The 24,625-nt window shown below is 68.9% G+C and carries 24 protein-coding genes and 1 pseudogene; 13 read left to right on the top strand and 12 right to left on the bottom strand.

The genetic code is table 11. From position 1 onward, the window contains the following. Positions 1–80: 80 nt before the first annotated feature. Together AOK03_RS15165 and AOK03_RS15160 are read right to left on the bottom strand one after the other, a co-directional pair. On the bottom strand, positions 81–533 hold the full coding sequence (locus AOK03_RS15165) for a GNAT family N-acetyltransferase (protein WP_055565778.1): 453 nt from the start codon (positions 531–533) through the stop codon (positions 81–83). Between the two features lie 74 nt (positions 534–607). Further along, positions 608–1,066, bottom strand: coding sequence for a MarR family winged helix-turn-helix transcriptional regulator (locus AOK03_RS15160; protein WP_055565777.1), 459 nt, complete (start codon positions 1,064–1,066; stop codon positions 608–610). Between the two features lie 140 nt (positions 1,067–1,206). On the opposite strand from AOK03_RS15160, the gene AOK03_RS15155 reads away from it, so the two are divergent. Both AOK03_RS15155 and AOK03_RS15150 read left to right on the top strand, forming a co-directional pair. Beyond that, positions 1,207–2,415 carry an MFS transporter gene (locus tag AOK03_RS15155; RefSeq protein ID WP_055565776.1) on the top strand — a complete coding sequence of 403 codons (1,209 nt, stop codon included), beginning with the start codon at positions 1,207–1,209 and terminating at the stop codon, positions 2,413–2,415. Between the two features lie 83 nt (positions 2,416–2,498). Continuing rightward, complete coding sequence (locus tag AOK03_RS15150; protein ID WP_055565775.1) at positions 2,499–2,927, top strand: GlcG/HbpS family heme-binding protein; 429 nt, start codon at positions 2,499–2,501, stop codon at positions 2,925–2,927. A gap of 78 nt (positions 2,928–3,005) precedes the next feature. Here the strand turns inward: AOK03_RS15150 and AOK03_RS15145 are convergent, their stop codons facing one another. Beyond that, positions 3,006–3,875, bottom strand: a complete 870-nt coding sequence (locus AOK03_RS15145; RefSeq protein WP_055565774.1) for a GNAT family N-acetyltransferase — start codon at positions 3,873–3,875, stop codon at positions 3,006–3,008. 167 nt (positions 3,876–4,042) lie between these two features. Here AOK03_RS15145 and AOK03_RS15140 point away from each other — a divergent pair, with 167 nt between their 5' ends. After that, the gene (locus tag AOK03_RS15140) at positions 4,043–4,675 is read left to right on the top strand and encodes an HAD family hydrolase (RefSeq protein WP_055565773.1); all 633 of its coding nucleotides are present in this window, start codon (positions 4,043–4,045) and stop codon (positions 4,673–4,675) included. A 449-nt stretch (positions 4,676–5,124) separates the two neighbouring features. Next, entirely contained in the window at positions 5,125–6,531 is a 1,407-nt protein-coding gene (locus AOK03_RS15135; protein ID WP_244177620.1) for a globin domain-containing protein, read from the top strand. A 44-nt stretch (positions 6,532–6,575) separates the two neighbouring features. On the opposite strand, the gene AOK03_RS15130 is transcribed toward AOK03_RS15135, so the two are convergent. The 4 genes from AOK03_RS15130 to AOK03_RS15115 all read right to left on the bottom strand — a co-directional run bounded on the left by AOK03_RS15130 (position 6,576) and on the right by AOK03_RS15115 (position 9,924). Further along, the gene (locus AOK03_RS15130) at positions 6,576–7,058 is read right to left on the bottom strand and encodes an NUDIX domain-containing protein (RefSeq protein WP_055565772.1); all 483 of its coding nucleotides are present in this window, start codon (positions 7,056–7,058) and stop codon (positions 6,576–6,578) included. A gap of 59 nt (positions 7,059–7,117) precedes the next feature. Further along, complete coding sequence (locus AOK03_RS15125) at positions 7,118–8,023, bottom strand: LysR family transcriptional regulator (protein ID WP_055565771.1); 906 nt, start codon at positions 8,021–8,023, stop codon at positions 7,118–7,120. A gap of 217 nt (positions 8,024–8,240) precedes the next feature. Then, positions 8,241–9,452 carry a cystathionine gamma-lyase gene (locus AOK03_RS15120; RefSeq protein WP_055565770.1) on the bottom strand — a complete coding sequence of 404 codons (1,212 nt, stop codon included), beginning with the start codon at positions 9,450–9,452 and terminating at the stop codon, positions 8,241–8,243. Positions 9,453–9,543: 91 nt separating this feature from the next. Next, positions 9,544–9,924, bottom strand: a complete 381-nt coding sequence (locus AOK03_RS15115) for a phage holin family protein (RefSeq protein ID WP_055565769.1) — start codon at positions 9,922–9,924, stop codon at positions 9,544–9,546. A 108-nt stretch (positions 9,925–10,032) separates the two neighbouring features. On the opposite strand from AOK03_RS15115, the gene AOK03_RS15110 reads away from it, so the two are divergent. The 4 genes from AOK03_RS15110 to AOK03_RS15095 all read left to right on the top strand — a co-directional run bounded on the left by AOK03_RS15110 (position 10,033) and on the right by AOK03_RS15095 (position 12,441). Further along, positions 10,033–10,350, top strand: coding sequence for a cupin domain-containing protein (locus AOK03_RS15110; RefSeq protein WP_055565768.1), 318 nt, complete (start codon positions 10,033–10,035; stop codon positions 10,348–10,350). Between the two features lie 239 nt (positions 10,351–10,589). Beyond that, positions 10,590–10,811, top strand: coding sequence for a DUF5326 family protein (locus AOK03_RS15105; RefSeq protein WP_055565767.1), 222 nt, complete (start codon positions 10,590–10,592; stop codon positions 10,809–10,811). A 375-nt stretch (positions 10,812–11,186) separates the two neighbouring features. Next, a complete protein-coding gene (locus AOK03_RS15100; protein ID WP_208609541.1) occupies positions 11,187–11,900 on the top strand; it encodes an IclR family transcriptional regulator in 714 nt (237 codons plus the stop codon). 103 nt (positions 11,901–12,003) lie between these two features. Continuing rightward, positions 12,004–12,441, top strand: coding sequence for an SsgA family sporulation/cell division regulator (locus tag AOK03_RS15095; RefSeq protein WP_055565766.1), 438 nt, complete (start codon positions 12,004–12,006; stop codon positions 12,439–12,441). 76 nt (positions 12,442–12,517) lie between these two features. Here the strand turns inward: AOK03_RS15095 and AOK03_RS15090 are convergent, their stop codons facing one another. Further along, the gene (locus AOK03_RS15090; RefSeq protein ID WP_055565765.1) at positions 12,518–13,885 is read right to left on the bottom strand and encodes a YibE/F family protein; all 1,368 of its coding nucleotides are present in this window, start codon (positions 13,883–13,885) and stop codon (positions 12,518–12,520) included. A gap of 219 nt (positions 13,886–14,104) precedes the next feature. Here AOK03_RS15090 and thiC point away from each other — a divergent pair, with 219 nt between their 5' ends. Next, entirely contained in the window at positions 14,105–15,892 is a 1,788-nt protein-coding gene (gene thiC / locus AOK03_RS15085) for a phosphomethylpyrimidine synthase ThiC (protein WP_055565764.1), read from the top strand. A 101-nt stretch (positions 15,893–15,993) separates the two neighbouring features. Here the strand turns inward: thiC and AOK03_RS15080 are convergent, their stop codons facing one another. The 3 genes from AOK03_RS15080 to AOK03_RS15070 all read right to left on the bottom strand — a co-directional run bounded on the left by AOK03_RS15080 (position 15,994) and on the right by AOK03_RS15070 (position 19,480). Further along, positions 15,994–16,881, bottom strand: coding sequence for a hypothetical protein (locus tag AOK03_RS15080; RefSeq protein ID WP_055565763.1), 888 nt, complete (start codon positions 16,879–16,881; stop codon positions 15,994–15,996). Positions 16,882–17,061: 180 nt separating this feature from the next. After that, a complete protein-coding gene (locus AOK03_RS15075) occupies positions 17,062–18,117 on the bottom strand; it encodes a metallophosphoesterase (RefSeq protein ID WP_055565762.1) in 1,056 nt (351 codons plus the stop codon). Between the two features lie 241 nt (positions 18,118–18,358). Beyond that, positions 18,359–19,480 carry a LacI family DNA-binding transcriptional regulator gene (locus tag AOK03_RS15070; RefSeq protein WP_055565761.1) on the bottom strand — a complete coding sequence of 374 codons (1,122 nt, stop codon included), beginning with the start codon at positions 19,478–19,480 and terminating at the stop codon, positions 18,359–18,361. Positions 19,481–19,890: 410 nt separating this feature from the next. Between AOK03_RS15070 and hisC the strand changes: the two genes are divergently transcribed. Beyond that, entirely contained in the window at positions 19,891–20,970 is a 1,080-nt protein-coding gene (hisC, locus tag AOK03_RS15065) for a histidinol-phosphate transaminase (protein ID WP_055565760.1), read from the top strand. Between the two features lie 40 nt (positions 20,971–21,010). Here hisC and AOK03_RS15060 read toward each other — a convergent pair whose 3' ends face one another. Continuing rightward, entirely contained in the window at positions 21,011–21,385 is a 375-nt protein-coding gene (locus AOK03_RS15060; RefSeq protein WP_055565759.1) for a cyclophilin-like fold protein, read from the bottom strand. 257 nt (positions 21,386–21,642) lie between these two features. Here AOK03_RS15060 and AOK03_RS15055 point away from each other — a divergent pair, with 257 nt between their 5' ends. The 3 genes and pseudogenes from AOK03_RS15055 to AOK03_RS15045 form a co-directional block, all read left to right on the top strand. After that, on the top strand, positions 21,643–23,187 hold the full coding sequence (locus AOK03_RS15055; RefSeq protein WP_055565758.1) for a cytochrome ubiquinol oxidase subunit I: 1,545 nt from the start codon (positions 21,643–21,645) through the stop codon (positions 23,185–23,187). A 19-nt stretch (positions 23,188–23,206) separates the two neighbouring features. Beyond that, entirely contained in the window at positions 23,207–24,211 is a 1,005-nt protein-coding gene (gene cydB / locus AOK03_RS15050; RefSeq protein WP_055565757.1) for a cytochrome d ubiquinol oxidase subunit II, read from the top strand. A 62-nt stretch (positions 24,212–24,273) separates the two neighbouring features. Continuing rightward, a pseudogene (locus tag AOK03_RS15045) lies at positions 24,274–24,625 on the top strand (thiol reductant ABC exporter subunit CydD); the annotation flags it as partial.

Here is a 24,625-nt window from a genome sequence, read left to right as displayed (position 1 = left end):
GGTGAGCGGGCCTGTTTCACGTGAAACAGGCCCGCTCACGCGTGAAACAGGCTCGGCCGCCGCGGAGACCAAGAGCGGCTTCAGAGCTGCAACTTGAAGCCCACATGCGACGCCGAGAACCCGAGCCGCTCGTAGAAGCGATGGGCATCGGTGCGGGTGGCGTCGGACGTCAGCTGTACCAACCGACAGTTCTGGCGCCGGGATTCCGCTACGGCCCATTCGATGAACTGAGTGCCGAGTCCGCTGCCGCGCTCGTCGGTGTGCACGCGCACGCCTTCGATGATCGAGCGAGTGGCGCCCTTCCGGGAGAGCCCCGGAACGATCGTGAGCTGGAGCGTGCCGACGACACGCCCTTCGCGTACGGCGACGACGAGATGCTGGTTCGGGTCACCGGCCAGCCGCTCGAACGCCGTGACGTACGGAGCGAGGTCGTCCGGCGACTCGCGCGCTGCGCCCAGGGGGTCATCGGCGAGCATGCCCACGATGGCGGGCAGGTCCGCGGCGACAGCAGGGCGTATTTCAAGATCTCCCATGGACCGCAGCCTATGCGGCGGCCTCGGCCCGGCCTATGGGCCTGCGCGGGCTCCGGGCCTCTGTAACTCCGGGTCTACGCGGCTACGCGCAGCGTCTCGACCGCATTGACCAAGGGGGCGAGCTCCGGGTTCAGCGCGGCCTCGTCGAGCGCCTCGCGCAGGGCGGTGTCGTTCGTGGGGCGCGCTTCGGCGAGGAGTGCCGCGCCGGTCTCGCTGACGTCGGTGTAGATGCCTCGGCGGTCGGTGGGGCACAGATAGCGGGCCAGCAGGCCGCGCTCCTCGAGCCGGGTCACCAGGCGTGTGGTCGCGCTCTGGCTCAGTACCACGGCGTCGGCGACCTGCTTCATCTGGAGGTGGCCGCCCTCGCCGTCGTGCTGGCGGTTGAGTACGTCCAGAAGGCTGTACTCCCGCACGCTCAGGCCGTGCTTGGCCTGGAGAGCGCGCTCTACGTGTGCCTCGATCTTCCCGTGGAGCAAAGAGAGGGCGCACCAGCCTTGGGCGAGCGCGGTGAGTGCGGGGTCTGTCGCTGTCATGGCTCTTGTTCCTCCGTCCCGGAGCGGCTGCACCCAGAGTAGTCCACCCGGTGCAATATCCAGCGCTTGCATATAGCCCGCGTCTGCAATTATTGTGGACGCACGTTAAGCGCACCTGCAATCGTTTGGAAGGTAGATCCATGCCTCTCGCGCTTCTGGCCCTCGCGATCGGGGCTTTCGGAATCGGAACCACCGAATTCGTGATCATGGGGCTGCTTCCCGAGGTCGCGGGTGACTTCGGTGTCTCCATCCCGACGGCCGGCTTCCTCGTGACCGGCTACGCCCTCGGCGTCGTGCTCGGCGCCCCGCTGATGACCGCGCTCGGCACCCGCATCCCGCGCAAGCGGATGCTGATGCTGCTGATGGGCCTCTTCGTCGTCGGCAACCTGCTCTCCGCCGTGGCTCCGGTCTTCGGCGTGATGCTGGCCGGCCGTGTCGTCGCCTCCCTCGCGCACGGCGCCTTCTTCGGCATCGGCTCGGTCGTCGCGGCCGAGCTGGTCGCTCCCGAGAAGAAGGCCGGGGCGATCGCCATGATGTTCTCCGGCCTCACGGTCGCCAATGTGATCGGCGTTCCGCTCGGCACGCTGGTGGGCCAGGCCATCGGCTGGCGGATCACCTTCGTGATCGTCGCCGTGCTCGGCGTGGTCGGCCTGTTCGGCATCGCCAAGCTCGTGCCGGACCTGCCCAAGCCCGAAGGCGTGCGGCTGCGCGACGAGATCGGTGCCTTCCGGAACGTACAGGTGCTGCTCGCCATGGCGATGACGGTCCTCGGCTTCGGCGGCGTCTTCGCGGCCATCACCTACATCACGCCGATGATGACGGACGTCGCCGGTTACGCGGACTCCTCCGTCACCTGGCTGCTCGTCCTCTTCGGCATCGGCATGGTCGGCGGCAACCTCGTCGCGGGCCGGTTCGCGGACCGCGCGCTGATGCCGATGCTGTACGTCACGCTCGGCTCCCTCGCCCTGGTGCTCGGCCTGTTCACCCTCACCGCGCACAACAAGGTCGCGGCCGCCGTGACCGTGCTGCTGATCGGTGCGCTGGGCTTCGCGACCGTGCCGCCACTGCAGAAGCGTGTCCTGGACCACGCCTCGGGCGCCCCGACGCTTGCCTCCGCGGTCAACATCGGCGCCTTCAACCTGGGCAACGCACTGTCTGCCTGGCTCGGAGGGCTCGTCATCTCCGCCGGGCTCGGCTACACCGCCCCCAACTGGGTCGGCGCGGTCCTCGCCGCTTCCGCCCTCGTCCTGGCCTTCGTCTCGGCCGCCCTGGAGCGTCGCTCCGGAGCCCCCAGCCCGATCGTGGCGAGCGCGGCCCCCGTCGAGCAGCGGACGCCCGTCCACCACTGACGGACCCCGTAGAAGCAGCGGATGCCCGTCCACCACTGACCCCTCTGTACCCCCAAGCACTGCCCCGCAAGGAGAAACCCCTCATGAGCACCACCACCCCCACCGCCGTCGCCCCGCTGACCATCGGGGATGCCGAGGCCCTCGTCTCCGCGGCCCGTCGCGCCGCCGAGGAAGCCGGAGTCACGGTCAGCGTCACCGTCCTGGACGCCGGTGGTCATCTCCTCGCCTTCCGGCGCGACGACCGCGCCGTCCTGATCTCCGGTGAGACCAGCACCCGCAAGGCGTACACCGCCCTCCAGCTGAACGCCCCGACCGCCGACCTCGTCGACGCGGTCCAGCCCGGCGGCCTCTTCCACACGCTGCCCACCGCCCTCGACCGCCCCCTGCTCTTCATCGCGGGCGGGGTTCCGGTCCACCGTGACGGCCGTCTGATCGGTGCGGTCGGTGTCGGCGGCGGAGCCCCCGAGCAGGACCACGGCTTCGCGACGGCGGCTGTCGAGGCCCTCGCGTAGCAGGTCCGAGGCGTACGAGAAGGCCCGCTCCCGGAGATTACGGGGGGCGGGCCTTTCTGCGATGCGGCGACTACCGGATCAGCCCGCCGCGACCGTCAGCGGGGCGAAACGGCGGGACCAGTCACCCGGAAGCTCCGGCGTTCCGTACGCCATCACGGAGTTGAAGGCGACGGACTGGAGGCCGTTCTCCTTCACCCACGCCAGTAGCTCTTCGTGCCGGACGTCGATGTCGGTGCGCAGCGGTCGGTCGGTACCGGCGCCGAGAGAGGCGATGAGGGCCTTCGCGGTCTCGGTGTCCGGCGCGACGAGCGGGCCCACGACATGCGTCTCCATGTTGGGCCAGGCGCCCGCGTAGCCGACGATCTTGCCGTTGGTCTCCGCGACCCGCAGCTGGTCCGTGAAGGCGGGGAGTCGGGTGATCACATGCATGCGGTCCTGGCCGAAGACCTCGGTGTCGAGCCGGAGGATGGCGGTCAGGTCCTCCGCGGTGGCCGGCCGGGTGGCGACATCGGGCAGTGCGCCCACCGGAGCGAAGTGCCCCTTGACCATCTCGGCCCGGCCGATCACCTGGAAGCCGAGCTGCTCGTAGAGCGGTCGCCCGTTCGGGGTCGCGTGGAGGGTCAGGGGGGTAGTGCCCGACTCCTCGATGGCGTACTGCATCAGCCGACGGCCGATGCCCTGGCGGGCGTACCGCTCGGCTACGAGGACCATGCCGATCGCCGCGAGGGCGGGGCGCTCATGAGGGCCGTACTGGGTCACTACGTAGGCGCCCATGAGGCCGTTGCCGTCAGGGGCGTCGATGCCGTAGCCCGTTCCGGCCGACAGCAGCAGGCCCCACTTGTGTTCTTCACGCGGCCAGCCCCGGTCCTCGGACAGATCGGCGCAGGCCTGCAGATCGCGGGGGGTCAGTCGGCGGATGGGCGGTGCGGAGAGGGAAGGTGTCGACACGCGGGTCAGGCTGTCTGACGTACATCGTCGGCGTCCACCCGTTTGTGGGCAGAAGCACGTAGCTTTTGGCCACGGTTCAGCTGCTCGTTTCACGTGAAACACGGCACCGAGGGAGGAGACGGGGGCTTCTGGTGGCAGAAGTGCCGCGGGTACTAGCCTCGGCGGACATGGCACGCCTACACCTCTTCGATCTGGACGGGACGCTGCTGCACGGCACGGCGGCCCCGGTGGAGATCTCCCGGCAACTCGGTCTGGACGCGGAGATCGCCGAACTCGAGCGGGACTTCGTCGCCGGGCACCTCGGCTCACCCGAGTACGCGGAGCGGGTGCACGCCCTGTGGGCGGAGCTCACGGAGACACAAGTGGCGGCGGCCTTCGAGGGCGCCCCCTGGCTCGACGGCATCCAGGAGACCTGGGCCGAGATCCGCGAGGGCGGTGACTACTGCGCGGTGGTGTCACTCTCGCCGTCGTTCTTCGTGGAGCGGCTCGTCGGATGGGGCGCGCATGCCGCGCACGGGTCGCTGTTCCCCGCCGTGCCCTTCACCGAGCCCGTCGATCCCGCAGGCATCCTCAACGCGGCGGCCAAGGTGAAGATCACGGACCGGCTCTGTGAAGAGTTCGGGTTGGGCAGGAGCGATTGCGTCGCGTACGGTGACTCGCTTTCCGACCTCGAGTTGTTCGGCGCCGTGCCTGTTTCCGTGGCGATCAATGCGGATCAACGGCTGGTGAGCCTGGCCACCCACTCCTATGTCGGGCGTGATCTGCGTAAGGCGTACGAATTGGTCCGGCACGACCGGTAATTGAGGCAATTGGTAGCCGGGCCCCTGGAATTCAAGGCGAAGGAGAGAGGGACTTGTGCGTCTGGCGGCTGCCGGTATGGTCGATCAAGGTCCGTACCGGGTGGGTCTCTTCACACTCCGGGGCGCGGCGCGCAGGTGAATGAAGCTTAACGGGGCATAGAGATCAAGAACCCGTACTTCCTGTTATGCGGCCGACGCGGCGGCGGGGAATGGGATGCTGCGATGAGGTGGCTGCGGTCAATGTCACATTCTCGACCTACTTGTCCGTAGGGTCCGAGGTCGAGGTTCAATGTGGCCATATCGGCCATCGAGACAGAAGCAAGGACGCAGAGCAGGACAGGACAGGGCAGGGACAGGGGCAGGCGGGGACGGCACAGGGCGGGGACAGCAGGCAGCTTCCGGCAGGGAGTGCGCAGACCGACCGAGAGATGTTCGAGGCGAGGCACAGCATGGACGCTCCGACCACCACGTCGGCGGACGACAGCACTTCCGGCGACGGAGGCGGCTGGTTCACCCCGCGCAAGCCGTCGAGGGGCCCGGAGGACGGGGAGCAGCAGCGCCGGCCCGACGCCTCCGCACCGCCCGCCGGTGAAGCCCGTCCAGGTGCCTTCACACCGCCCGCCGCCGAACCGGAAGACAGGCGAATACCCGCCGCCTCGGCGGTTCCGTCGGAGCAGCTGACCGTGCCTCCGCAGGCGCAGTCCACAGCGCCCCCGATATCCGCCCAGCAGGCGAAGCCGGTGCAGAAGGCCTCCCCCGATGCCCTTCTGGTGCAGCGCACCATGGCCGAAATAACGCCCGTCGCCGACAAGGTGACCTCGTACTTCTACGCGCTGCTCTTCACCCGCCACCCCGAGCTCCGCGCCCTGTTCCCCGTGGCGATGGACACCCAGCGAGACCGCATCCTCAAGGCGCTGCTGACCGCGGCCGAGCACATCGACCACACCGACGTGCTCGTCTCGTACCTGAAGAACCTCGGGCGCGGACACCGGAAGTACGGCACCCAGCCCGAGCACTATCCGGCCGTCGGCGAGTGCCTGATCGGCGCGCTGAGCCGGTACGCGAGCGCGGTCTGGGACGAGGAGACCGAGGCCGCCTGGGTCCGGACGTACACCACGATCTCCCAGGTGATGATCGACGCGGCCGCCGAGGACGAGCTGCGCGCCCCGGCCTGGTGGTTCGCCGAGGTCGTCTCGCACGATCTGCGGACCCCTGACATCGCTGTCGTCACGGTCCGGCCCGACCAGCCGTACCCCTTCCTCGCGGGGCAGTACACCAGCCTGGAGACCCCGTGGTGGCCACGCGTCTGGCGGCACTACTCCTTCGCGTCGGCCCCGCGCCCGGACGGTCTGCTGTCCTTCCACGTCAGGGCGGTGCCGGCCGGCTGGGTCTCGAACGCCCTGGTGCACCACGCCCGTCCCGGTGACGTCCTGCGGCTCGGCCCGCCCACCGGTTCGATGACCGTCGACCACACCACCGACAGCGGACTGCTCTGTCTGGGCGGCGGCACGGGCATCGCACCCATCAAGGCCCTCGTCGAGGACGTCGCGGAACACGGCAGACGGCGCCCTGTGGAGGTCTTCTACGGAGCGCGCACCGACCACGATCTGTACGACATCGACACGATGCTGCGCCTGCAGCAGTCCCACCCCTGGCTCGCCGTGCGGCCGGTCGTCGACCAGCGGGCCCAGCTGCCGGACGCCGTGCGCGAGTACGGCCCGTGGAACGAGTACGACGCGTACCTCTCCGGACCGCCCGGCATGATCCGCAACGGCGTGGACGCCTTGAGGGACATCGGCATACCGGAGGGGCGGATCCGCCACGACTCCGTCGAGGAACTGGTGACGTCGGACTAGCCGGCCCCTGACCCCGATGCGAGTCCCGTCCCGGGGCGGCGGCGCTAACCCAGGTCCGGTGCGTGCATCGCGCGCACGCCTTCGATGTTGCCGTCCAGATAGTGCCGCAGGGACAGCGGTACGAGATGGACCGAGGCGATGCCGACCCTCGTGAAGGGCACGTGCACGATCTCGTACTCGCCGCACGGCTCCTCGATCTCGGGGCCGTGTCGCAGGCCGGTGTCCATGGACTCCAGGCGGCAGACGAAGAAGTGCTGCACCTTCACGCCCGTCGCGCCGCCGTCCTCGCCGATGTGCTCGACGGTGTCGACGAAGCAGGGCACGACATCGGTGATCTTGGCGCCGAGTTCTTCGTGGACCTCACGATGAAGCGCGTCGACGACAGAGTCGTCCTCTGCCTCCACGCCGCCTCCGGGAGTGATCCAGTACGGATCCACGCCCGGCTTGGTGCGCTTGATCAGGATCAGGTCGTCTCCGTCCAGCAGGACGGCGCGTGCGGTGCGCTTGACCACGGGTCGGACGGTCATGGGGGAAATGTGGCCCGGACTGTTCCACGTGAAACATCGTGAACCAGTCGCGGCCCCCATCAAGCCCAGTCGACCGCAGCGCGCAGCAGCCACTCGTGCGCCCGCGCAATGTGCGGCATGGCGAGTGTCCCGGTGCGCACTGCCAGGAAGTACGTACGCAGAGGGGGCACCGGGGGATCGAGCAGAGCCACGATGTCGCCGCGCTCCAGGGCCGGGGCGCACAGGTAGCGGGGCAGGACGGCGAGCCCGGCGCCCGCGGTCGCACAGGCGAGGACGGCGCGCAGATCCGGCACGATGACGGCGCCCGACGCCGTGGGGCGGGCGTCGAAGACGGCGGCCCAGTAGCGGGAGACGAACGGCAGCGATTCGTGGACCTCGACCACCGGCAGGTTCTCGAAGGGCAGGGCTGCCCGGTGACGCAGCCTGGCGGCCTCGACGCGGGCCGCCCAGCGCTCCCCCGCGACCAGGACGTGCTCCTCGTCGCAGAGCGGTGTCGCGGTGAGCAGCGGGCCGCGTGGCCTGGCCGTGGTGATCGCCAGGTCGTGGTGGCCTGCGGCGAGGCCTTCCAGCGTCTCCTCGGCGGTGCCGAACGAGGCGCGCAGGGCGTGGCTGTGGCCGTCCTGGCCGGTCAGTGCGGTCAGTGCGGGCAGTGCGCGCTCCGCGATGAACTCCGGCGGTCCCGCGAGGTGGAGGGTGCGCACCGACGAGTCCTCTTCGAGTCCGGTCTCGGCGATCTCCACCAGGGCGTCCAGATGGGGTGCGGCCTTGTGCGCTAGCTCGTCGCCGATGGTCGTGGGGGTCACCCCGCGGGCCTGACGCAGGAAGAGGGGGCGGCCCAACTGCCGCTCCAGCGTGCGGATCTGGGAGGTGACGGCGGGTTGTGACAGGCCCAGCAGAGCTGCCGCGCGCGTGAAGGAGCCGGCCCGGTGCACCGTCACGAAGGTGCGCAGCAGGGCCAGATCCATGGCGACGTGCCTCCCCTTCGTGTCCTCAGGGCGCGCCCAACTATAAATATGTCGATAGCTTTCTGTCGCTACTGTGATTGGACACTGACACAGAGTCAACTAGCCTTGTTCGCGCGGTTCTTCGCGCGCAGAACCGGAACGGTCCGAGCCACGAGGGGGGAGGCTCGGACCGTTCGTTGTGCGTAGCCGGGGCGTCGGAGCGACGGCCCTGGGCCGGTCAGTCGGCGGAAACGGACGCCTCGTCCAGCGCACGCAGCACGTCCGCCACGAGGTCGTCGGGGTCCTCGGCGCCCGCGGAGAAGCGGATGAAGCCCTCCGGAACGGCGTCGCCACCCCAGCGTCCGCGGCGCTCGGCCGTCGACCGCACGCCGCCGAAGCTGGTCGCGTCGTCGACCAGACGCAGTGCTTCGAGGAAACGCTCGGCACGCGCGCGCGTCGGCAGCGTGAACGAGAGCACGCATCCGAAGCGGCGCATCTGCCGCGAGGCGACCTTGTGCGAGGGATCGTCGGGCAGCCCGGGGTAACGCAGTCCCGTCACCTCGGTGCGGCCGCGCAGGGCCTCGGCGAGGACCAGGGCATTCGCGTTCTGCCGGTCGGCACGCAGCTGCAGCGTGGCCAGCGAGCGGTGCGCGAGCCAGGCCTCCATCGGCCCCGGGATCGCCCCGACGATCTTGCGCCAGCGCCGCACCGACGCCGTCAGTTCCGCGTCACGGCAGGCGACGTACCCCAGGAGGATGTCTCCGTGGCCGGTGAGCATCTTGGTGCCGCTGGCCACCGCGAAGTCCGCGCCGAGTTCGAGAGGGCGCTGGCCGAGCGGTGTCGCCAGGGTGTTGTCGACCGCCACCAGCACGCCGCGCGCGTGTGCCGCGTCGGCGAGCCGTCGCACGTCGCACACGTCGAGCCCGGGGTTGGACGGAGTCTCGATCCACAGCAGCTTGGCGCCGTCCAGGACGTCGAGCTGGGCGTCGTCGCCGGTAGGGGCGGTGCGCACCTCGATGCCGTACGCCGTGAGCTGCTCGCGGACCAGCGGAAGGACCTGATAGCCGTCGTCCGGCAGGACCACCGCGTCACCGGCGCGCAGCTGCGAGAACAGGACCGCCGAGATCGCGGCCATGCCGGAGGCGAAGACCAGGGTCTCGACCTCCCCACCCGAGTCCGGCGCCTCGAGGTCGCCGATGGCGCGCTCCAGATGCGTCCAGGTGGGGTTCTCGTCGCGCCCGTAGGCGTAGCCGCCCGTGGGGTCGCCCGGCAGGTGGAAGTGGGCGGCGAAGACGGGGCCGGGCAGCGTCGGCTCGTGTTTCACCGGCTCGGGCAGTCCGGCCCGGACCGCCCGCGTGCCGTCGCCGACACCCGCACCGTTGCCGTGGGCCCCCTCCGGGCCACCGCGCCGGGCCGAGCCTATGGGTCCCGCCGGTCCCGATTCCGTCATGCCGCCCGCCTTTCCACTGCTTCACGTACAGCGTCGAGCAGGCCTTCACTCGCCGCCTGCACCATTCTCGGGTACGCCCCGGACCCCTCGGTCAGTCGTTGTCGTCGGGCAGGACGACGTTCATGGCCCAGGACACGATCGAAATGATCAGGCCACCCAGCACGGCGGTCCAGAACCCCTCGACGTGGAAACTGACGTCGAACTTGTCGGCCAGCCACGAGGTCAGCAGCAGCATCAGCGCGTTGACCACAAGGGTGATCAGGCCGAGGGTCAGGATGAACAGGGGGAACGTGAGGACCTTCACCACGGGCTTGACCAGGAAGTTCACCAGCCCGAAGAGCAGGGCGACGATGATCAGCGTGCCGACCTTCTTGCCCGTGCTGTCGCCGGTCAGGGTGATCTTGTCGAGCAGCCATACGGCGACGGCCAGGGCCGCGGCGTTGGCGATCGTCTTGACTACGAAATTCTTCATGTGTCTGATCGTGGCAGACACGGGTCGGGAACAGTCGGCTCACGTGGGCCCGCGAGCAGCAGGGCGCGCAGTGGCACCACGGTCATCAGCGAGGGGTGTACGACGGCGATGAAGGCTTTCCGACTGGACGAGCTGGAGGCGGAGCGCGCCGCGAACGACGGCGCGTATCTGCAGTTCCTGCGCGAGAGGAACATGTCGGTCGGGCTGTACGCGCTCAATGCCGGGGACACCGACCCGCAGCAGCCGCACGGGCAGGACGAGGTGTACATGGTCGTCAGCGGCCGCGCGGCGATCACCGTCGGCATGGAGACGACACAGGTCGCGCGGGGCAGCGTCGTCTACGTGCCGGCCGGTGTCGCCCACAAGTTCCATCACATCAGCGAGGACTTGCGGGTGCTCGTCGTGTTCTCTCCCCCGGAGTCCTGAGCTCCTTCCCGGCGGCCCTGAGCTCCTCCTCGGCGGCCCCGGCCTCCTCCTCGGCAGTGCTGATCTCCCTCCGGAGGCTGACCTCTTCAGGGCTGCGACCTCGGGGTTCCCTAGGGGTCGGATCAGGGGAGGACAAGGGCTCCGAGGTCCCCGCGGAGCCCTTCGGCGCCTTAGCATCGAATGCAAGAAGCCAGGAACCTGCGGAGATTCAGGAAACAGAGCGGAGAGAGGTAAGGACGATGGCAGCCAAGGAGATCTTTACGGGAATGCCGTGGTGGGTGAAGTGGGTGGCCGTTCCGGTCGTCGCACTCGTCGTGTTCGGCAGCCTGATAGCGACCGTGGTCGGATTCGTGGTCGGCCTGCTCTTCAAGGCGCTGCTATTCGTAGCCCTGGTCGGCGGACTCATCTATGTCGTACGGAAGTTCATATCCGGCTCGTCCTCGTCGCGCACCGACTGGTGATTCTGCGAGAGGGTTCCCTCGGGCGGGGGAAGTTTCCCGGTCAGGCGCCGTAGGACGGTGGCTGAGGATTAGAGTCCGGAATCCGACGTGGGGGTAGATCCCCACGTAGGGCGTACGCGTACCGCTCTTTCCTCGCTACCCGGGCACGGGCGGGCCCTCCACGCGCTTCGGGAGTGAACCTTGGCCGCGGTCGACACCAGCACCTCATCGGTCGACACCACCAGCTCGCCGGTCGACGCCACCACTGCACCGGCGGACACGGACCCCGCCACCACCACCGGCACGGAACCTGCCACCGGCGCCGGTACGGACCCCACCGCCACCGGCACGGACCCCACCGGCGGGCCGACCCTCATCGGCTCCGTGCAGCGGGCGATGCGCCTGCTGGAAGCCGCCGCGTCGCACCAGAACGGGGCGCCCGCAAAGCAGTTGGCTCGGGAAGCGGGCATCGCGCTCCCCACCGCGTACCACCTGCTCCGCACCCTGACCCACGAGGGCTATCTGCGCCGGGACAAGGGCGTGTTCGTGCTCGGCGAGGCAGCCGAGCGGCTCAGCAGCAGCGGAGCACAGCAGAATCGACGCGCGAGGATCGACGAGACCCTGGCGCACTGGCGCGACACCATCGGCGTCCCCGTGTACTTCGCCGTCTACCGCGAGGGGGAGATCGAAATCATGGCCGTCGCGGATACCCCGGGCAACCCCGCCGTCGAGGAGTGGGCGGACTTCCGGGAGACGGGCCATGCCCACGCGATCGGCCAGTGCCTGCTGGGCCAGCTCGACGACAAGGCACGACAGGACCACCTCGACCGGTATCCGGTGCAGTCGATCACGCGCTACTCGGTCCGGGACGACCGCACGCTCATCCGGCGGCTCGACGCGATGGAGCGCATGCGGCCCGTCGTGGAGCGTCAGGAGTACGCACTCGGGACGCTCTGCGCGGCTGTTCCGATCACGGCCGGGGACACCGCGGCGACCATGGCCATTTCCGTCCCCTCCTCACAAGCCGATCGACTGCTGCCCGCAGCCGAGAAGTTGCAGCGGGAGATCGGAAAGCTACTAAGGACACTCGCCTTCTCTATCAGCATCTGAAAACTCACTCCTTGTGATCTGGTGCTCACGTTAAGCAAGATGCCAGGTGTGTCAGGGAGCTGGTTCCTGGCCACTTGAGGGCCAAGTGACGGGGTAGGGCGCGATGGGCGAGACGGTGCAGGCAGAGGTCATGATGAGCTTCCTCGTTTCCGAGGAGCTGTCGTTTCGCATCCCGGTGGAGCTGCGCTACGAGCTCGCGGACCCCTATGCCGTGCGGCTGACGTTCCATCTGCCGGGGGACGCCCCGGTGACCTGGACCTTCGGCCGGGAGCTGCTGGTCGACGGGGTGGGCAGGCCGTGTGGGGACGGGGATGTGCGCGTCGAACCCACCGACTCCGCGATGCTCGACGAGGCCCTGATCAGGCTTCAGGTCGGCGCCGATCAGGCACGGTTCAGGGTGGGCATCCCTCCGCTGCTCGCCTTCCTCGACCGTACGGACAAGTTGGTGCCGCTGGGGCAGGAGCGGGCGCTCGCCGACTTCGACACCCATCTCGACGAGGCGCTCGACCGAATCCTCGGGGAGGAGCAGAACGCGGGGTGAACCGATGGCGTCAACGGGCGGGAGCTGATGGCATTTTGGTGCATTTCGCGAGGTTGCGCTTGAGTCGCCGCCGGAGCTAGCGCTTGCGGCGACGGCCCTTCCCGCCACGGGGCGCCCGGACGGCGTCGGGGCCGGTGGTGCGGTCCGCCGAGACGACCAGGGCGGCCAGCGCGGTCGTCACCGGCACGGAGGCGACCAGGCCGATCGAGCCGATCAGGGTGCGGACGATCTCCTCGGCGACCAACTCACTGTTGGCCACCGTGCCCACGCTGGACTGGGCGATGGAGAAGAGCAGCAGCAGGGGCAGGGCGGCGCCCGCGTAGGCGAGGACGAGGGTGTTGACGACCGAGGCGATGTGGTCGCGGCCGATGCGGATGCCCGCGCGGTACAGGCCGCGCCAGCCCATCGTCGGATTGGCCTGATGGAGTTCCCAGACGGCGGAGGTCTGGGTGACCGTCACGTCGTCGAGGACGCCGAGCGAGCCGATGATGACGCCCGCGAGGAGCAGGCCGCTCATGTCGATGGACGGGTACAGGCCATGAATGAGACCGGTGTTGTCGTCCGTGTTGCCGGTCAGCGCGGCCCAGCCGATGAAGAGCGAGCCGAGCAGGCCGATCAGCAGCAGGGAGATGAGCGTGCCGAGTACCGCGACCGATGTCCGGGCAGTGAGGCCGTGGCAGAGATAGAGCGCGATCAGCATGATGGCGCTCGCCCCGATCACCGCCACGACCAGGGGATTCGACCCCTGGAGGATCGCCGGGAGGATGAAGAACGTGAGCACCATGAAGCTGATGGCGAGTGCGACCAGGGCCATCACGCCGCGCAGTCGGCCCACGACCACGACGGCGAGCGCGAAGATCCCGGCGAGCAGCGCCATCGGGAACTTGCGGTTCACATCGGTGACCGAGTACTGCAGGCCTTCGGGGGCCTTGGGCTCGTAGGCGACCACCACCTGCTGGCCCTGCTTCAGTTGGCGCGGAGAGTCCGGCTGGATGATCTCCGTGAAGGTGCGGCCCTTGTCGTCGCCGCTGGACACCTCGACCGTGGCCTTCTTGCAGACGCCCGTGGCCGTGGACTGCGCGGACTGGCCCTCGGCCGTGGAGGTGTCACCGTTCGGCGGGGTCTGCGAGGGGCTGAGGTCCTTGCAGGGCAGCTCCTGCACCTTCGTGACCTTCGCCGACTGCGTCTGCCGGTCGAATCCGACGCCGGTGCGTTCGTGGCTCGGCGTGCCACCCGGCCACAGCACCAGCAGGCCCACGACGACCGCGGCGGCGAAGGGAATCAGTACCGCGGCGATGACCTTGCGCAGGTGCTTCGAGACCGGTGCGGCCGGTCCGTGGCTGTGGGAATGCCCATGTCCGTGGCCGTGTCCATGGCCCTCCGGAGGCGTCGCGGAGGCAGGCGGCTGCGGGGGCGGCGGGGGCGGCGGCTCTGTGGTGGTCACTGCCCGATCATCGCAAGAACGGCAGGGGCCCTCTGTTCAGCGCGCCCGACATGACGCTAGCGTGGAGCCACCTTTGCAATCGCGGGAGCTCGGAGCACCGGGCTGAGAGGGCGCTGACCTTCGTACGAATCGGCACGAGATGTGCACGAATCGTACGGAAGCCGCTGCGTCGACCGCCGAACCTGTTACCGGGTAATGCCGGCGTAGGGAGTAGGTCTCATGACCACATCGGACGCACGCACGCCTGCCTCGACGCAGAACCAGAGCGACGAGGCCGGAAAGTCCATCGGCTGGCACAAGGCGTATGTCGAGGGTTCGCGCCCCGACCTGCGTGTGCCGGTCCGCCAGGTGCACCTCACCAATGGCAAGGCCGTCACGCTGTACGACACTTCGGGCCCGTACACCGACCCGTCGGCCGAGACCGACGTCCGCCGCGGTCTGGCGCCGCTGCGGGAGAACTGGATCATCGCCCGCGGCGACACCGAGGAGTATGTCGGCCGACCGCCGCGTCCCGAGGACGACGGCATCAAGCACACCTCGCCCCGCGGCGGGCTCAAGAACCTCGACGCGGTCTTCCCCGGCCGCCCCCGTCAGCCGCGGCGCGGCCGCGACGGTCAGGCGGTGACGCAGCTCGCGTACGCCAGGCGCGGCGAGATCACGCCCGAGATGGAGTTCATCGGGATCCGCGAGGGCATGGACCCCGAGATCGTGCGGGAAGAGGTCGCCGCGGGCCGCGCGGTCATTCCCGCCAACGTGAACCACCCGGAGATCGAGCCGATGATCATCGGCAAGAAGTTCCTGGTGAAGGTGAACGCCAACATCGGCAACTCCGCCGTCACCTCGTCCATCGAGGAGGAGGTGGACAAGATGACCTGGGCGACCCAGTGGGGCGCCGACACGGTCATGGACCTCTCCACGGGCCGCAACATCCACACCACCCGCGAGTGGGTCCTGCGCAACTCCCCCGTGCCGATCGGCACCGTCCCCCTCTACCAGGCCCTGGAGAAGGTGGACGGCAAGGCCGAGGAGTTGACCTGGGAGATCTACAAGGACACGGTCATCGAGCAGGCCGAGCAGGGCGTGGACTACATGACGGTCCACGCGGGCGTGCGTCTCCCGTACGTCCCGCTCACCGCGCGCCGCAAGACCGGCATCGTCTCGCGCGGCGGTTCGATCATGGCTGCCTGGTGTCTCGCGCACCACAAGGAGAGCTTCCTCTACGAGCACTTCGAGGAGCTCTGCGAGATCCTCGCGGCGTACGACGTGACGTACTCGCTCGGCGACGGCCTGCGGCCCGGATCGATCGCCGACGCCAACGACGAGGCGCAGTTCGCCGAGTTGCGGACGCTCGGGGAACTCAACACGATCGCCAAGCGTCACAACGTACAGACGATGATCGAGGGCCCCGGTCACGTCCCGATGCACAAGATCAAGGAGAACATCGACCTCCAGCAGGAGATCTGCGAGGAGGCGCCGTTCTACACGCTCGGCCCGCTCACCACGGACATCGCGCCCGCCTACGACCACATCACCTCCGGCATCGGCGCCGCGATGATCGGCTGGTGGGGCACGGCCATGCTCTGCTACGTCACGCCCAAGGAGCACCTGGGCCTGCCCAACCGCGACGACGTGAAGACAGGTGTCATCACGTACAAGATCGCGGCGCACGCGGCGGACCTCGCCAAGGGGCACCCGGGCGCCCAGGACTGGGACGACGCGCTCTCGGACGCACGCTTCGAGTTCCGCTGGGAGGACCAGTTCAATCTGGCCCTCGACCCGGTCACGGCACGGGAGTTCCACGACGAGACCCTGCCGGCCGAGCCCGCGAAGACGGCACACTTCTGCTCGATGTGCGGGCCGAAGTTCTGCTCGATGAAGATCTCGCAGGACATCCGGCGTCAGCACGGCGGTGACCTCGGGTCCGAGGACATCGAGGCCGGGATGGAGCAGAAGTCCAAGGAGTTCGCAGCCGCGGGCAACCGGGTCTATCTGCCGATCGCCGACTGAGACACCGTGACTGGTGCTCCGTGGTCCCGCCCCTGATGGGTGGCGGGGCCACGAAGCGGTGTCACAGCCCCGAAGCGTTGCGGTGCGTGCGGCCGGGGCCGCTACTCCGGCTTCTGGTCGGGCCCGCCGAAGTCGGGGCTGGAGAAGTCGGGGCTCGAGTAGCTCGGCCGCGGCCCCGTCTGGCCGCCGTCCGGGCTGCTGAACCCCGGCCTGTGATAGCCGAGTTGGGGCATGCGGCCGCTTGCCCCCGCACCACTCTGGTGCACCGACGGCGTGCGGGCGGGAGCACCGCCCGGTTCCGTCAGGGCCTCCCGGAGGAACGGCACGACGCCCCGCTCGAGGAGCGCCCGGCCCCAGTCTTCCCTGGCGCGGGACACCTCCTCGTGCAGCTCGCCGTGCAGGCCTGCCTGGAGCGAGGTGGAGCCGTTGCGCAGGGCGGTCAGGAGCAGACCGGCCGCTGCGACCAGGATGCCCCCCGCGGTGAGCGCGCCGAACAGCCATCCCGCGGTGAGCAGGGTGTCCGCGAAGGCGGGCTCGGGGGTGAGCATCTTCAGGATGTAGCCGACGAGCAGGAAGATCGCGGCGGCCGTCCCCGCGAGGACGGGCGCCAGGACCGCGACGATCGCGATCGCCCCGGCTCCCGCTGCCGCCGGTTCCGCCACCTCGCCCATCGTGGTGGCGAGGCTGACGCCGCCGGAACCCGACTCCGCGGCGCTCTGTCCGCTCCCTTCGCGGATCGAAGTGGACCTCGGTCGAGGTTCGCGCAACTCCTCGCGAACCTTCACGTAGTGCGCGTACTCGGCCGCGGCCGCGGCCGTGATCAGTGCTGTCGCGTTCAGGGCCATGGTGCGCAGTTGTTCGGTGTTGAGCCGCTGGCCCACTGCGGCGAGTTCGGGACGGTCCGGTGCGGTGCGCAGCGCCTCATCGAGGATCCGCTCGTACTCGGCGCGGTCCTCATTGAGCAGGTGTGGAGCGCTGTTCATGTGCATCCCCCGATGCTCCGTAGGGCTGAGGCTCGCATGGCTACGAGCCGTTGGGCAGAAACGGAGGGGAGCCTGCTACGGATAAGCCGATGGTAGAGCCGTGACGGCACGCGGTGACAGGGGGTTTCCGGAAATTGCCCCCCTGGCCAGCGTGATCGTGTAGAGGGGCGCCTGCCCAGAGAACGCTCAGATACCCAGGGGGAGTTGGCGGACCAGTAGCTTTCCGGCCATGGTCACTCCGCCGTCCATGGCGATGGCCAGGCCGTCGGCGTAGACGTGCGGGCCCTCGATGACCGGGCCGCCGCCGTCCGACTCGTCCTCGGAGCCGACGTCACCCAGGAGGTACGGGATAGGGCTGTGACCATGGACGATGCGTGTGCCGCCGTACATGTCGAGAAGCTCGCGCACGGCCGAGGGGCCGGACTCGTCGCGGAACGCGAAGCGCTTGGTGAACTTGCGGAAGAGGTCCCAGCATTCGTCGGCGTCGTTGCGCGTAAGTGTCTCGCGGATGGTGTCGTTCACCGCCTCGATCGAGTCACCGTAATCCAGATAGGCGGTCGTGTCGGAGTGCACGAGCAGGTGGCCGTCGGCCTCCTCCATCGCGTCCAGGCGGGCCATCCACTGCAGGTGGTGGTCCTCCAGGCGCTCCATGTCGGTCTTCTGCCCGCCGTTCAGGAGCCAGGCGGCCTGGAAGGTGGCGGTGCCCGCGCCGGAGTTCACCGGAGTGTCCCCGAAGCGCTTGGCGCCGAGCAGGAGCAGCTCGTGGTTTCCCATCAGGGCCTTGCAGTAGCCGCCGGCGGCGGCGGCCTCCGCGGACAGCCGCATCACGAGGTCGATGACGCCGATGCCGTCGGGCCCGCGGTCGGTGAAGTCACCGAGGAACCACAGGCGCGCGTTCCCCGCGGACCAGTTGTCCTCGGCGTCGACGAGGCCCTGCTCCTGGAGGGCCGCGACGAGCTCGTCCAGATAGCCGTGCACGTCCCCGACGACGAACAGGGGGCCGTGCTCCTCGCTCGCCCGCGGCTGCGGGGGCTCCGGCATGATCTGCACCTGGACGGTGTCTCCGCGGTTGATGACCGGCAGATCGCGCTGGGTGGGGGTGTACCCCTCGTCCGGCGCCTCGCCCGGAGCTCCGGGGCTCACCGGGGCGGGACCGGTCGTCTCATGGATGTACGCGGGTACGCGAAAGTCGCGAAGCGTCGCCGTCCGCACATCGGGTCCCTGACCGGCCCCCTGAGTCATCGACCCCTCCACCACCATTGCGCCGCATCTGCACCGAGATCGGACTGCTTGGTCGCAGCGGCCCACGGTGTCGTCCGCCCATCATAGGAATGCGGCTCCCGCTGTGTGGTGCACCAGGGGTGGTGAATCGGTGCCGGACCCCGGTTCACCGCGCTTTTCTCCCGAATTGGGCAGAGGTTTCCCCGCTGGTGGCGGGGAGTATGCCGACCTCTGCCCGGGCCGGGAGCGTGGACGGGAGCGATCAGCCGGAGCCGGGCGAGCGGGGCGGGCTGACCGTCGTGCGCGGCGGGCGTCGCTCGGACGAGGTGCGCACGATCAGTTCGGTCGGTATCACCTGCTCGACGGGACGCCCGGAATCGAGGCCCTCGATGGCGTCGATGAGGAGCTGGACGACGGCTGTGCCGATCCGCCGCGGTTTGAGGGAGAGCGTGGTGATGGGCGGTTCCGTGGTGGCGTACACCGTCGACTCGCTGCAGCAGACCAGCAGCAGGTCGTCGGGGACGCGCAGGCCGTACCGCCGGGCGGCGGCGAGCAGGTCGGTGCCGTTGGGGTCGAAGAGGCCGTAGACGGCGTCGGGGCGGTCGGGTCTGGCGAGCAGGCGGTCGGCGGCGACGGCGCCCGCGCACGGGTCGTGCGCGGGATAGGACTCGTAGACCGGGTCCTGCCCGACGCGTTCGCACCAGCGCAGATAGGCCGTCGTGGACAGGTGGGTGTACGTGTCCGTGGTGGTGCCGGTGAGCAGGCCGATCCGGCGGGCGCCGGCGGCGGCCAGGTGGTCGAGGATCTCCAGGACAGCGGCCTCGTGGTCGTTGTCGACCCAGGCGGTGACCGGCAGGGAGCCTGCCGGGCGGCCGTCGGAGACCACCGGCAGGCCCTGTCGGACCAGCTCGCTGACCACGGGGTCGTGGTCCGAGGGATCGACGACCACGGTGCCGTCGAGTGCGACGTTGGACCACACGTCGACGGGGCTGCGTCGGGAGGTGGCGGGCAGGATGACCAGGGCATAGCCCCGGGCGAGGGCGGCCGAGGTGGCGGCTCTGGCCATCTCGGCGAAATAGGCGAACTCGGTGAAGGTGAAAGGTTCATCCCCGTACGTCGTCACGGTCAGGCCGATGAGGCCGGACTTGCCGGTACGGAGGGTGCGGGCCGCGGCGGACGGGCGATAGCCCAGCCGCTCTGCGACCTCGCGGACGTGGCGTCGGGTGGCGTCGGGCAGCCGACCCTTGCCGTTGAGGGCGTCGGAGACAGTCGTGATGGAGACACCGGCGGCGGCGGCGACGTCTCTGATGCCCGCTCGACTCTGCCGGTTGCCCCGGCGTGCGGTCTCCGCTCGGCTCACCTGGTGCTTCCCTGCTGCTGTCATGGCGAGCCGATAGTAGGGCTCATGAGGGTGGGTAGCAGGGGCGCATATTCACTCGTTGACAGGCACGTTTCTGCATGGCGGAAGAGGGGCAATCGCCTTGGAATGCAAGGGAGTTGAACGGTTCAAGGGATAGCTGCCCCTGATCGTCGAGCGCGGGCCTGCCAAAGGTGCCAGGTCTCGAAGAGGTCTCAACTCACCTTCACGAGGGATGCGCGCCACGGAGCGAGCCACCGGCGCATGGGGGAGCACGGGGCGCTCCCCCCTCTCTGCGCGCCTTCGGGGGTGCGGAGCCGGAAGTTCGTACGCCGATGTCGGCAGCCCATTCGCAGCGGCGCCGAATCCTCATAAGGTAAGCAGTATTCGAACTGGTGTGACTGACAAGAGTGTGACTGGCCACGAGGAGGACTGCGGTGAGCGAGATGAACCCGAGGCTGCGCGCCGAGCTGGCGGGGATCCCCACCTACAAGCCGGGCAAGCCCGCGGCGGCGGACGGTCCGGCGGCCTACAAGCTGTCCTCCAACGAGAACCCCTATCCGCCGCTCCCCGGCGTCATGGAGAGCGCGCTCGCCGCCGCCGGGTCCTTCAACCGCTACCCCGACATGGCCTGCACCGCCCTGATGAGCGAGCTGGCCGACCGCTTCGGGGTGCCCGCCTCGCACATCGCCACCGGCACCGGTTCCGTCGGTGTCGCCCAGCAGCTGCTGCAGGCCACCTCGGGGCCGGGCGACGAGGTGATCTACGCGTGGCGTTCCTTCGAGGCGTACCCGATCATCACGCAGGTCAGCGGCGCCACGTCGGTGCGGGTGCCGCTCACGGACGGTGAGGTGCACGACCTCGACGCGATGGCCGCCGCCATCACCGACCGCACCCGGCTCATCTTCGTCTGCAACCCCAACAACCCCACGGGCACGGTGGTCCGCAAGGCCGAGCTGGAGCGGTTCCTGGACCGGGTGCCGAGCGACGTCCTGGTCGTCCTGGACGAGGCGTACCGCGAGTTCATCCGTGACCCCGAGGTGCCGGACGGCATCGAGATCTACCGCGACCGTCCGAACGTCTGTGTCCTGCGTACGTTCTCCAAGGCGTACGGCCTGGCGGGGCTGCGCGTCGGCTTCGCGGTCGCCCACGAGCCGGTGGCCGCCGCGCTGCGCAAGACGGCGGTGCCCTTCGGGGTGAGCCAGCTCGCGCAGGACGCGGCGGTGGCGTCGCTGCGCGCCGAGGACGAGCTGATGGGCCGGGTCGGTTCGCTGGTCGGCGAGCGCACGCGGGTGGTCGAGGCGCTGCGCGGGCAGGGCTGGACGGTGCCCGAGACGCAGGCGAACTTCGTGTGGCTGCGGCTCGGGGACCGTACGGCCGACTTCGCGGCGGCGTGCGAGAAGGCCGGCGTGGTCGTGCGGCCCTTCGCGGGTGAGGGGATGCGGGCCACGATCGGCGAGACCGAGGCCAACGACATCTTCCTGCAGGCGGCGGAGGCCTTCCGCAAGGAGCTGTAGGCCGTCCTCGTCGGGTGCGCCCCGGCCCTGCGGGTGTGCCCTAGTCCTGGACGAGTTCGACGCGTACGGGGTCGCCGGGGCGCACGGAGGCCAGCGCTCCGGGGTCGCCGTCGATGCGGCCCAGGAGGTTGCACGGGCTCGCGAGGCGGCACTCGTCGCCCCGCGAGATCGGCGTGGGGCCGTAGGGGAGCGCGAGGGCGTCGCCGTCGGTCCAGAAGGCGACCGTGCCGGGCTCGACGACCTGCTGGGCGTCGGGTTCGCGCGGGACGCTCACGCCCGTGTCGAAGTAGACCTCTTCGCCCCAGGTGTTCGCGCTGGCGGAGAGCGGCAGGACCTTGCCGAGTGCCTGGCTGGTCGGGGTCTCGGCGAGGGTCGCGGTGAGATGGCCCGCGGGCCAGGAGATCCGTATCTGCATGGCGCGGATTCAACAATATGTTGAAGTTCTTGGGAAGGCCCCCGGGGTGAGCTCCGGGGGCCTTTTCGTGCCCTCGTCGACAGGCGTGGCCCGTTTCCGTCGGTAAGGGGGACCCCCCGCTCGGGAGCCGACAGTCAGTACGACATAATGCTTGTGAATGTGAACGCGTTCACAAGCGTGTCCCGTTTCCTCCGGAGATCAGTCGGATAAAAGGGGCAAACTGCCGCTATGACCACGGCGAGTAAGGAGAAGACGCAGTGGACCTGGCTCTGGCGCCCGAAACACTGGCGCGATGGCAGTTCGGCATCACGACCGTCTACCACTTCCTGTTCGTTCCCCTGACGATCTCGCTCGCCGCCCTCACGGCGATCCTCGAGACGGCGTGGGTGCGGACCGGCAAGGAGCACTACCTCAGAGCGACCAAGTTCTGGGGAAAGCTGTTCCTGATCAATATCGCCATGGGTGTCGTCACCGGCATCGTGCAGGAGTTCCAGTTCGGCATGAACTGGTCCGACTACTCGCGGTTCGTCGGTGATGTCTTCGGGGCGCCGCTCGCCTTCGAGGCGCTGATCGCCTTCTTCTTCGAGTCGACCTTCATCGGCCTGTGGATCTTCGGCTGGGACAAGCTGCCGAAGAAGCTGCACTGCGCGACGATCTGGATCGTCTCCATCGGCACCGTGCTGTCGGCGTACTTCATCATCGCCGCCAACGCCTTCATGCAGCACCCGGTCGGCTACAAGATCGTGGAGCGGGACGGCAGCAAGCGCGCGGAGCTCACGGACTTCGCGAAGGTGCTCTTCCAGGAGACGACGCTCGTCAACTTCTTCCACGTCATCTCGGCGGCCATCCTGGTCGGCGGCGCCTTCATGACCGGCATCGCCATCTTCCACCTGCGCAAGAAGCAGCACATCCGCACCATGCGGATGTCGATGCGGCTCGGCCTGGTCACCGCCTTCGTCGGCACCCTGCTCACCGTCGTCAGCGCCGACACCCTCGGCAAGGTCATGTACGAGCAGCAGCCGATGAAGATGTCGGCCGCCGAGGCGCTGTGGGAGACCGAGAAGCCGGCGCCGTTCTCGCTCTTCGCGTACGGCGACGTGGCCAAGGGCCACAACGACGTCGCCATAGAGGTGCCCGGCGTCCTGTCCTTCCTCGCCAAGAACAACTTCAACGCCGAGATCCCCGGCATCAACGACCTCAACAAGCAGGCACAGGAGAAGTACGGGCCCGGCGACTACCGGCCCAACATCCCCACCGCCTACTGGTCCTACCGCTGGATGATCGGCTTCGGCGGCGTCTCGATGGCGCTGTGCACCGCGGGCCTGTGGCTGACGCGGAAGAAGTTCTGGCTCGCGCCCGAGCACCGCACCGGGGCGGACGACATCCCCAAGCTGATGCTCACCAAGAACAGGGAGCTCGCGCCGAAGATCGGCAACTGGTGGTGGAAGCTCTCGCAGTGGACGCTGATCTTCCCCCTCATCGGCACCGCCTGGGGCTGGATCTTCACCGAGACGGGGCGGCAGCCCTGGGTGGTCTACGGAGTCCTGCGCACCCGGGACGCGGTCTCGCCCGGGGTCTCGCAGGGTGAGGTGCTCACCTCGCTGATCGGGTTCACGCTGATCTACGCGATCCTCGCCGTGATCGAGGTGAAGCTGCTGCTCAAGTACGTCAGGAAGGGCCCGCCCGAGCTGACGGAGGCGGACCTCAACCCGCCCACCAAGATCGGCGGCCCCGGCTCGGGCAAGGGCTCCGACTCGGACTCCGACTCCGATTCCGACCGGCCCATGGCCTTCTCTTACTGAAGGAAGGAGCGACGAGGACATGGAACTTCACGACGTCTGGTTCGTACTGATCGCCGTCCTGTGGATCGGCTACTTCTTCCTGGAGGGCTTCGACTTCGGGATCGGCATTCTGACCAAGCTGCTCGCCCGTGACCGGGTCGAGAAGCGGGTCCTCATCAACACCATCGGGCCCGTCTGGGACGGCAACGAGGTGTGGCTGCTCACCGCGGGCGGCGCGACCTTCGCCGCCTTCCCCGACTGGTACGCCACGCTCTTCTCCGGCTTCTATCTGCCGCTGTTGATCATCCTGATCTGCCTGATCGTGCGTGGTGTCGCCTTCGAGTACCGCGCCAAGCGGCCCGAGGAGCGCTGGCAGACCAACTGGGAACACGCGATCTTCTGGACGTCGCTGATCCCCGCGGTGCTGTGGGGCGTCGCGTTCGGCAACATCGTGCGGGGCGTGAAGATCGACGCCCACAAGGAGTACGTGGGCAACTTCTGGGACCTGCTCAACCCGTACGCGATCCTCGGCGGCCTCGTCACCCTGACGCTGTTCACCTTCCACGGGGCGGTGTTCGCCTCGCTCAAGACGGTGGGCGACATCCGGGTGCGGGCGCGGAAGATGGCGCTGGGCCTCGGTCTGGTCACTGCCGTGCTGGCGCTCGGGTTCATGATCTGGACCCAGGCCGGCAAGGGCGACGGCAAGAGCCTGGTCGCGATGATCGTGGCGGTGGTCGCCCTGGTGGGCGCCATCGCGGCCATCAAGATCGGGCGTGAGGGGTGGTCGTTCGCGCTGTCCGGGATCACGATCGCCGCGGCCGTCACGATGCTCTTCCTGACGCTCTTCCCGAACGTCATGCCCTCGTCGCTGAACGAGGAGTGGAGCCTCACGGTCACCAACGCCTCGTCCAGTCCGTACACGCTGAAGATCATGACGTGGTGCGCGGGCGTCGCGACGCCGGTCGTGCTGCTCTACCAGTCGTGGACGTACTGGGTGTTCCGCAAGCGGATCGGTACGCAGCACATCGCTGACGCCGCGCACTGAGGCCGTTCACTGAGGCCGCGTACTGAGGCCGTTCACCAATCCTGTTGGAGGGTGTGTTTCACGTGAAACCGATCGACCCGCGCCTGCTCCGGTACGCCCGCGCCACTCGCTTCTTCCTCGTTGCGGTGGTGGGCCTGGGCGTGGCCGGGGCGGGCCTGGTCGTCGGGCAGGCGATGCTCATCGCCGAGATCGTGGTGGGCGCCTTCCAGGACGGGCGCTCCGTGGGCGACCTGGGCACACCGCTGGTGCTGCTCGCCGTGGTCGCGGCGGGGCGGGGGCTGGTCTCCTGGCTGACCGAGCTCGCCGCGCACCGGGCGAGCGCGGCGGTCAAGTCGGAGCTGCGGGGGCGGCTCCTGGAACGGGCGGGGGAGCTCGGGCCGGGGTGGCTGACCAGTCAGCGGACCGGTTCGCTCG

This window comes from Streptomyces atriruber (assembly GCF_001418325.1).
Classification (GTDB): domain Bacteria; phylum Actinomycetota; class Actinomycetes; order Streptomycetales; family Streptomycetaceae; genus Streptomyces; species Streptomyces atriruber.
This window is presented reverse-complemented; position numbering and strand designations above follow the sequence as displayed.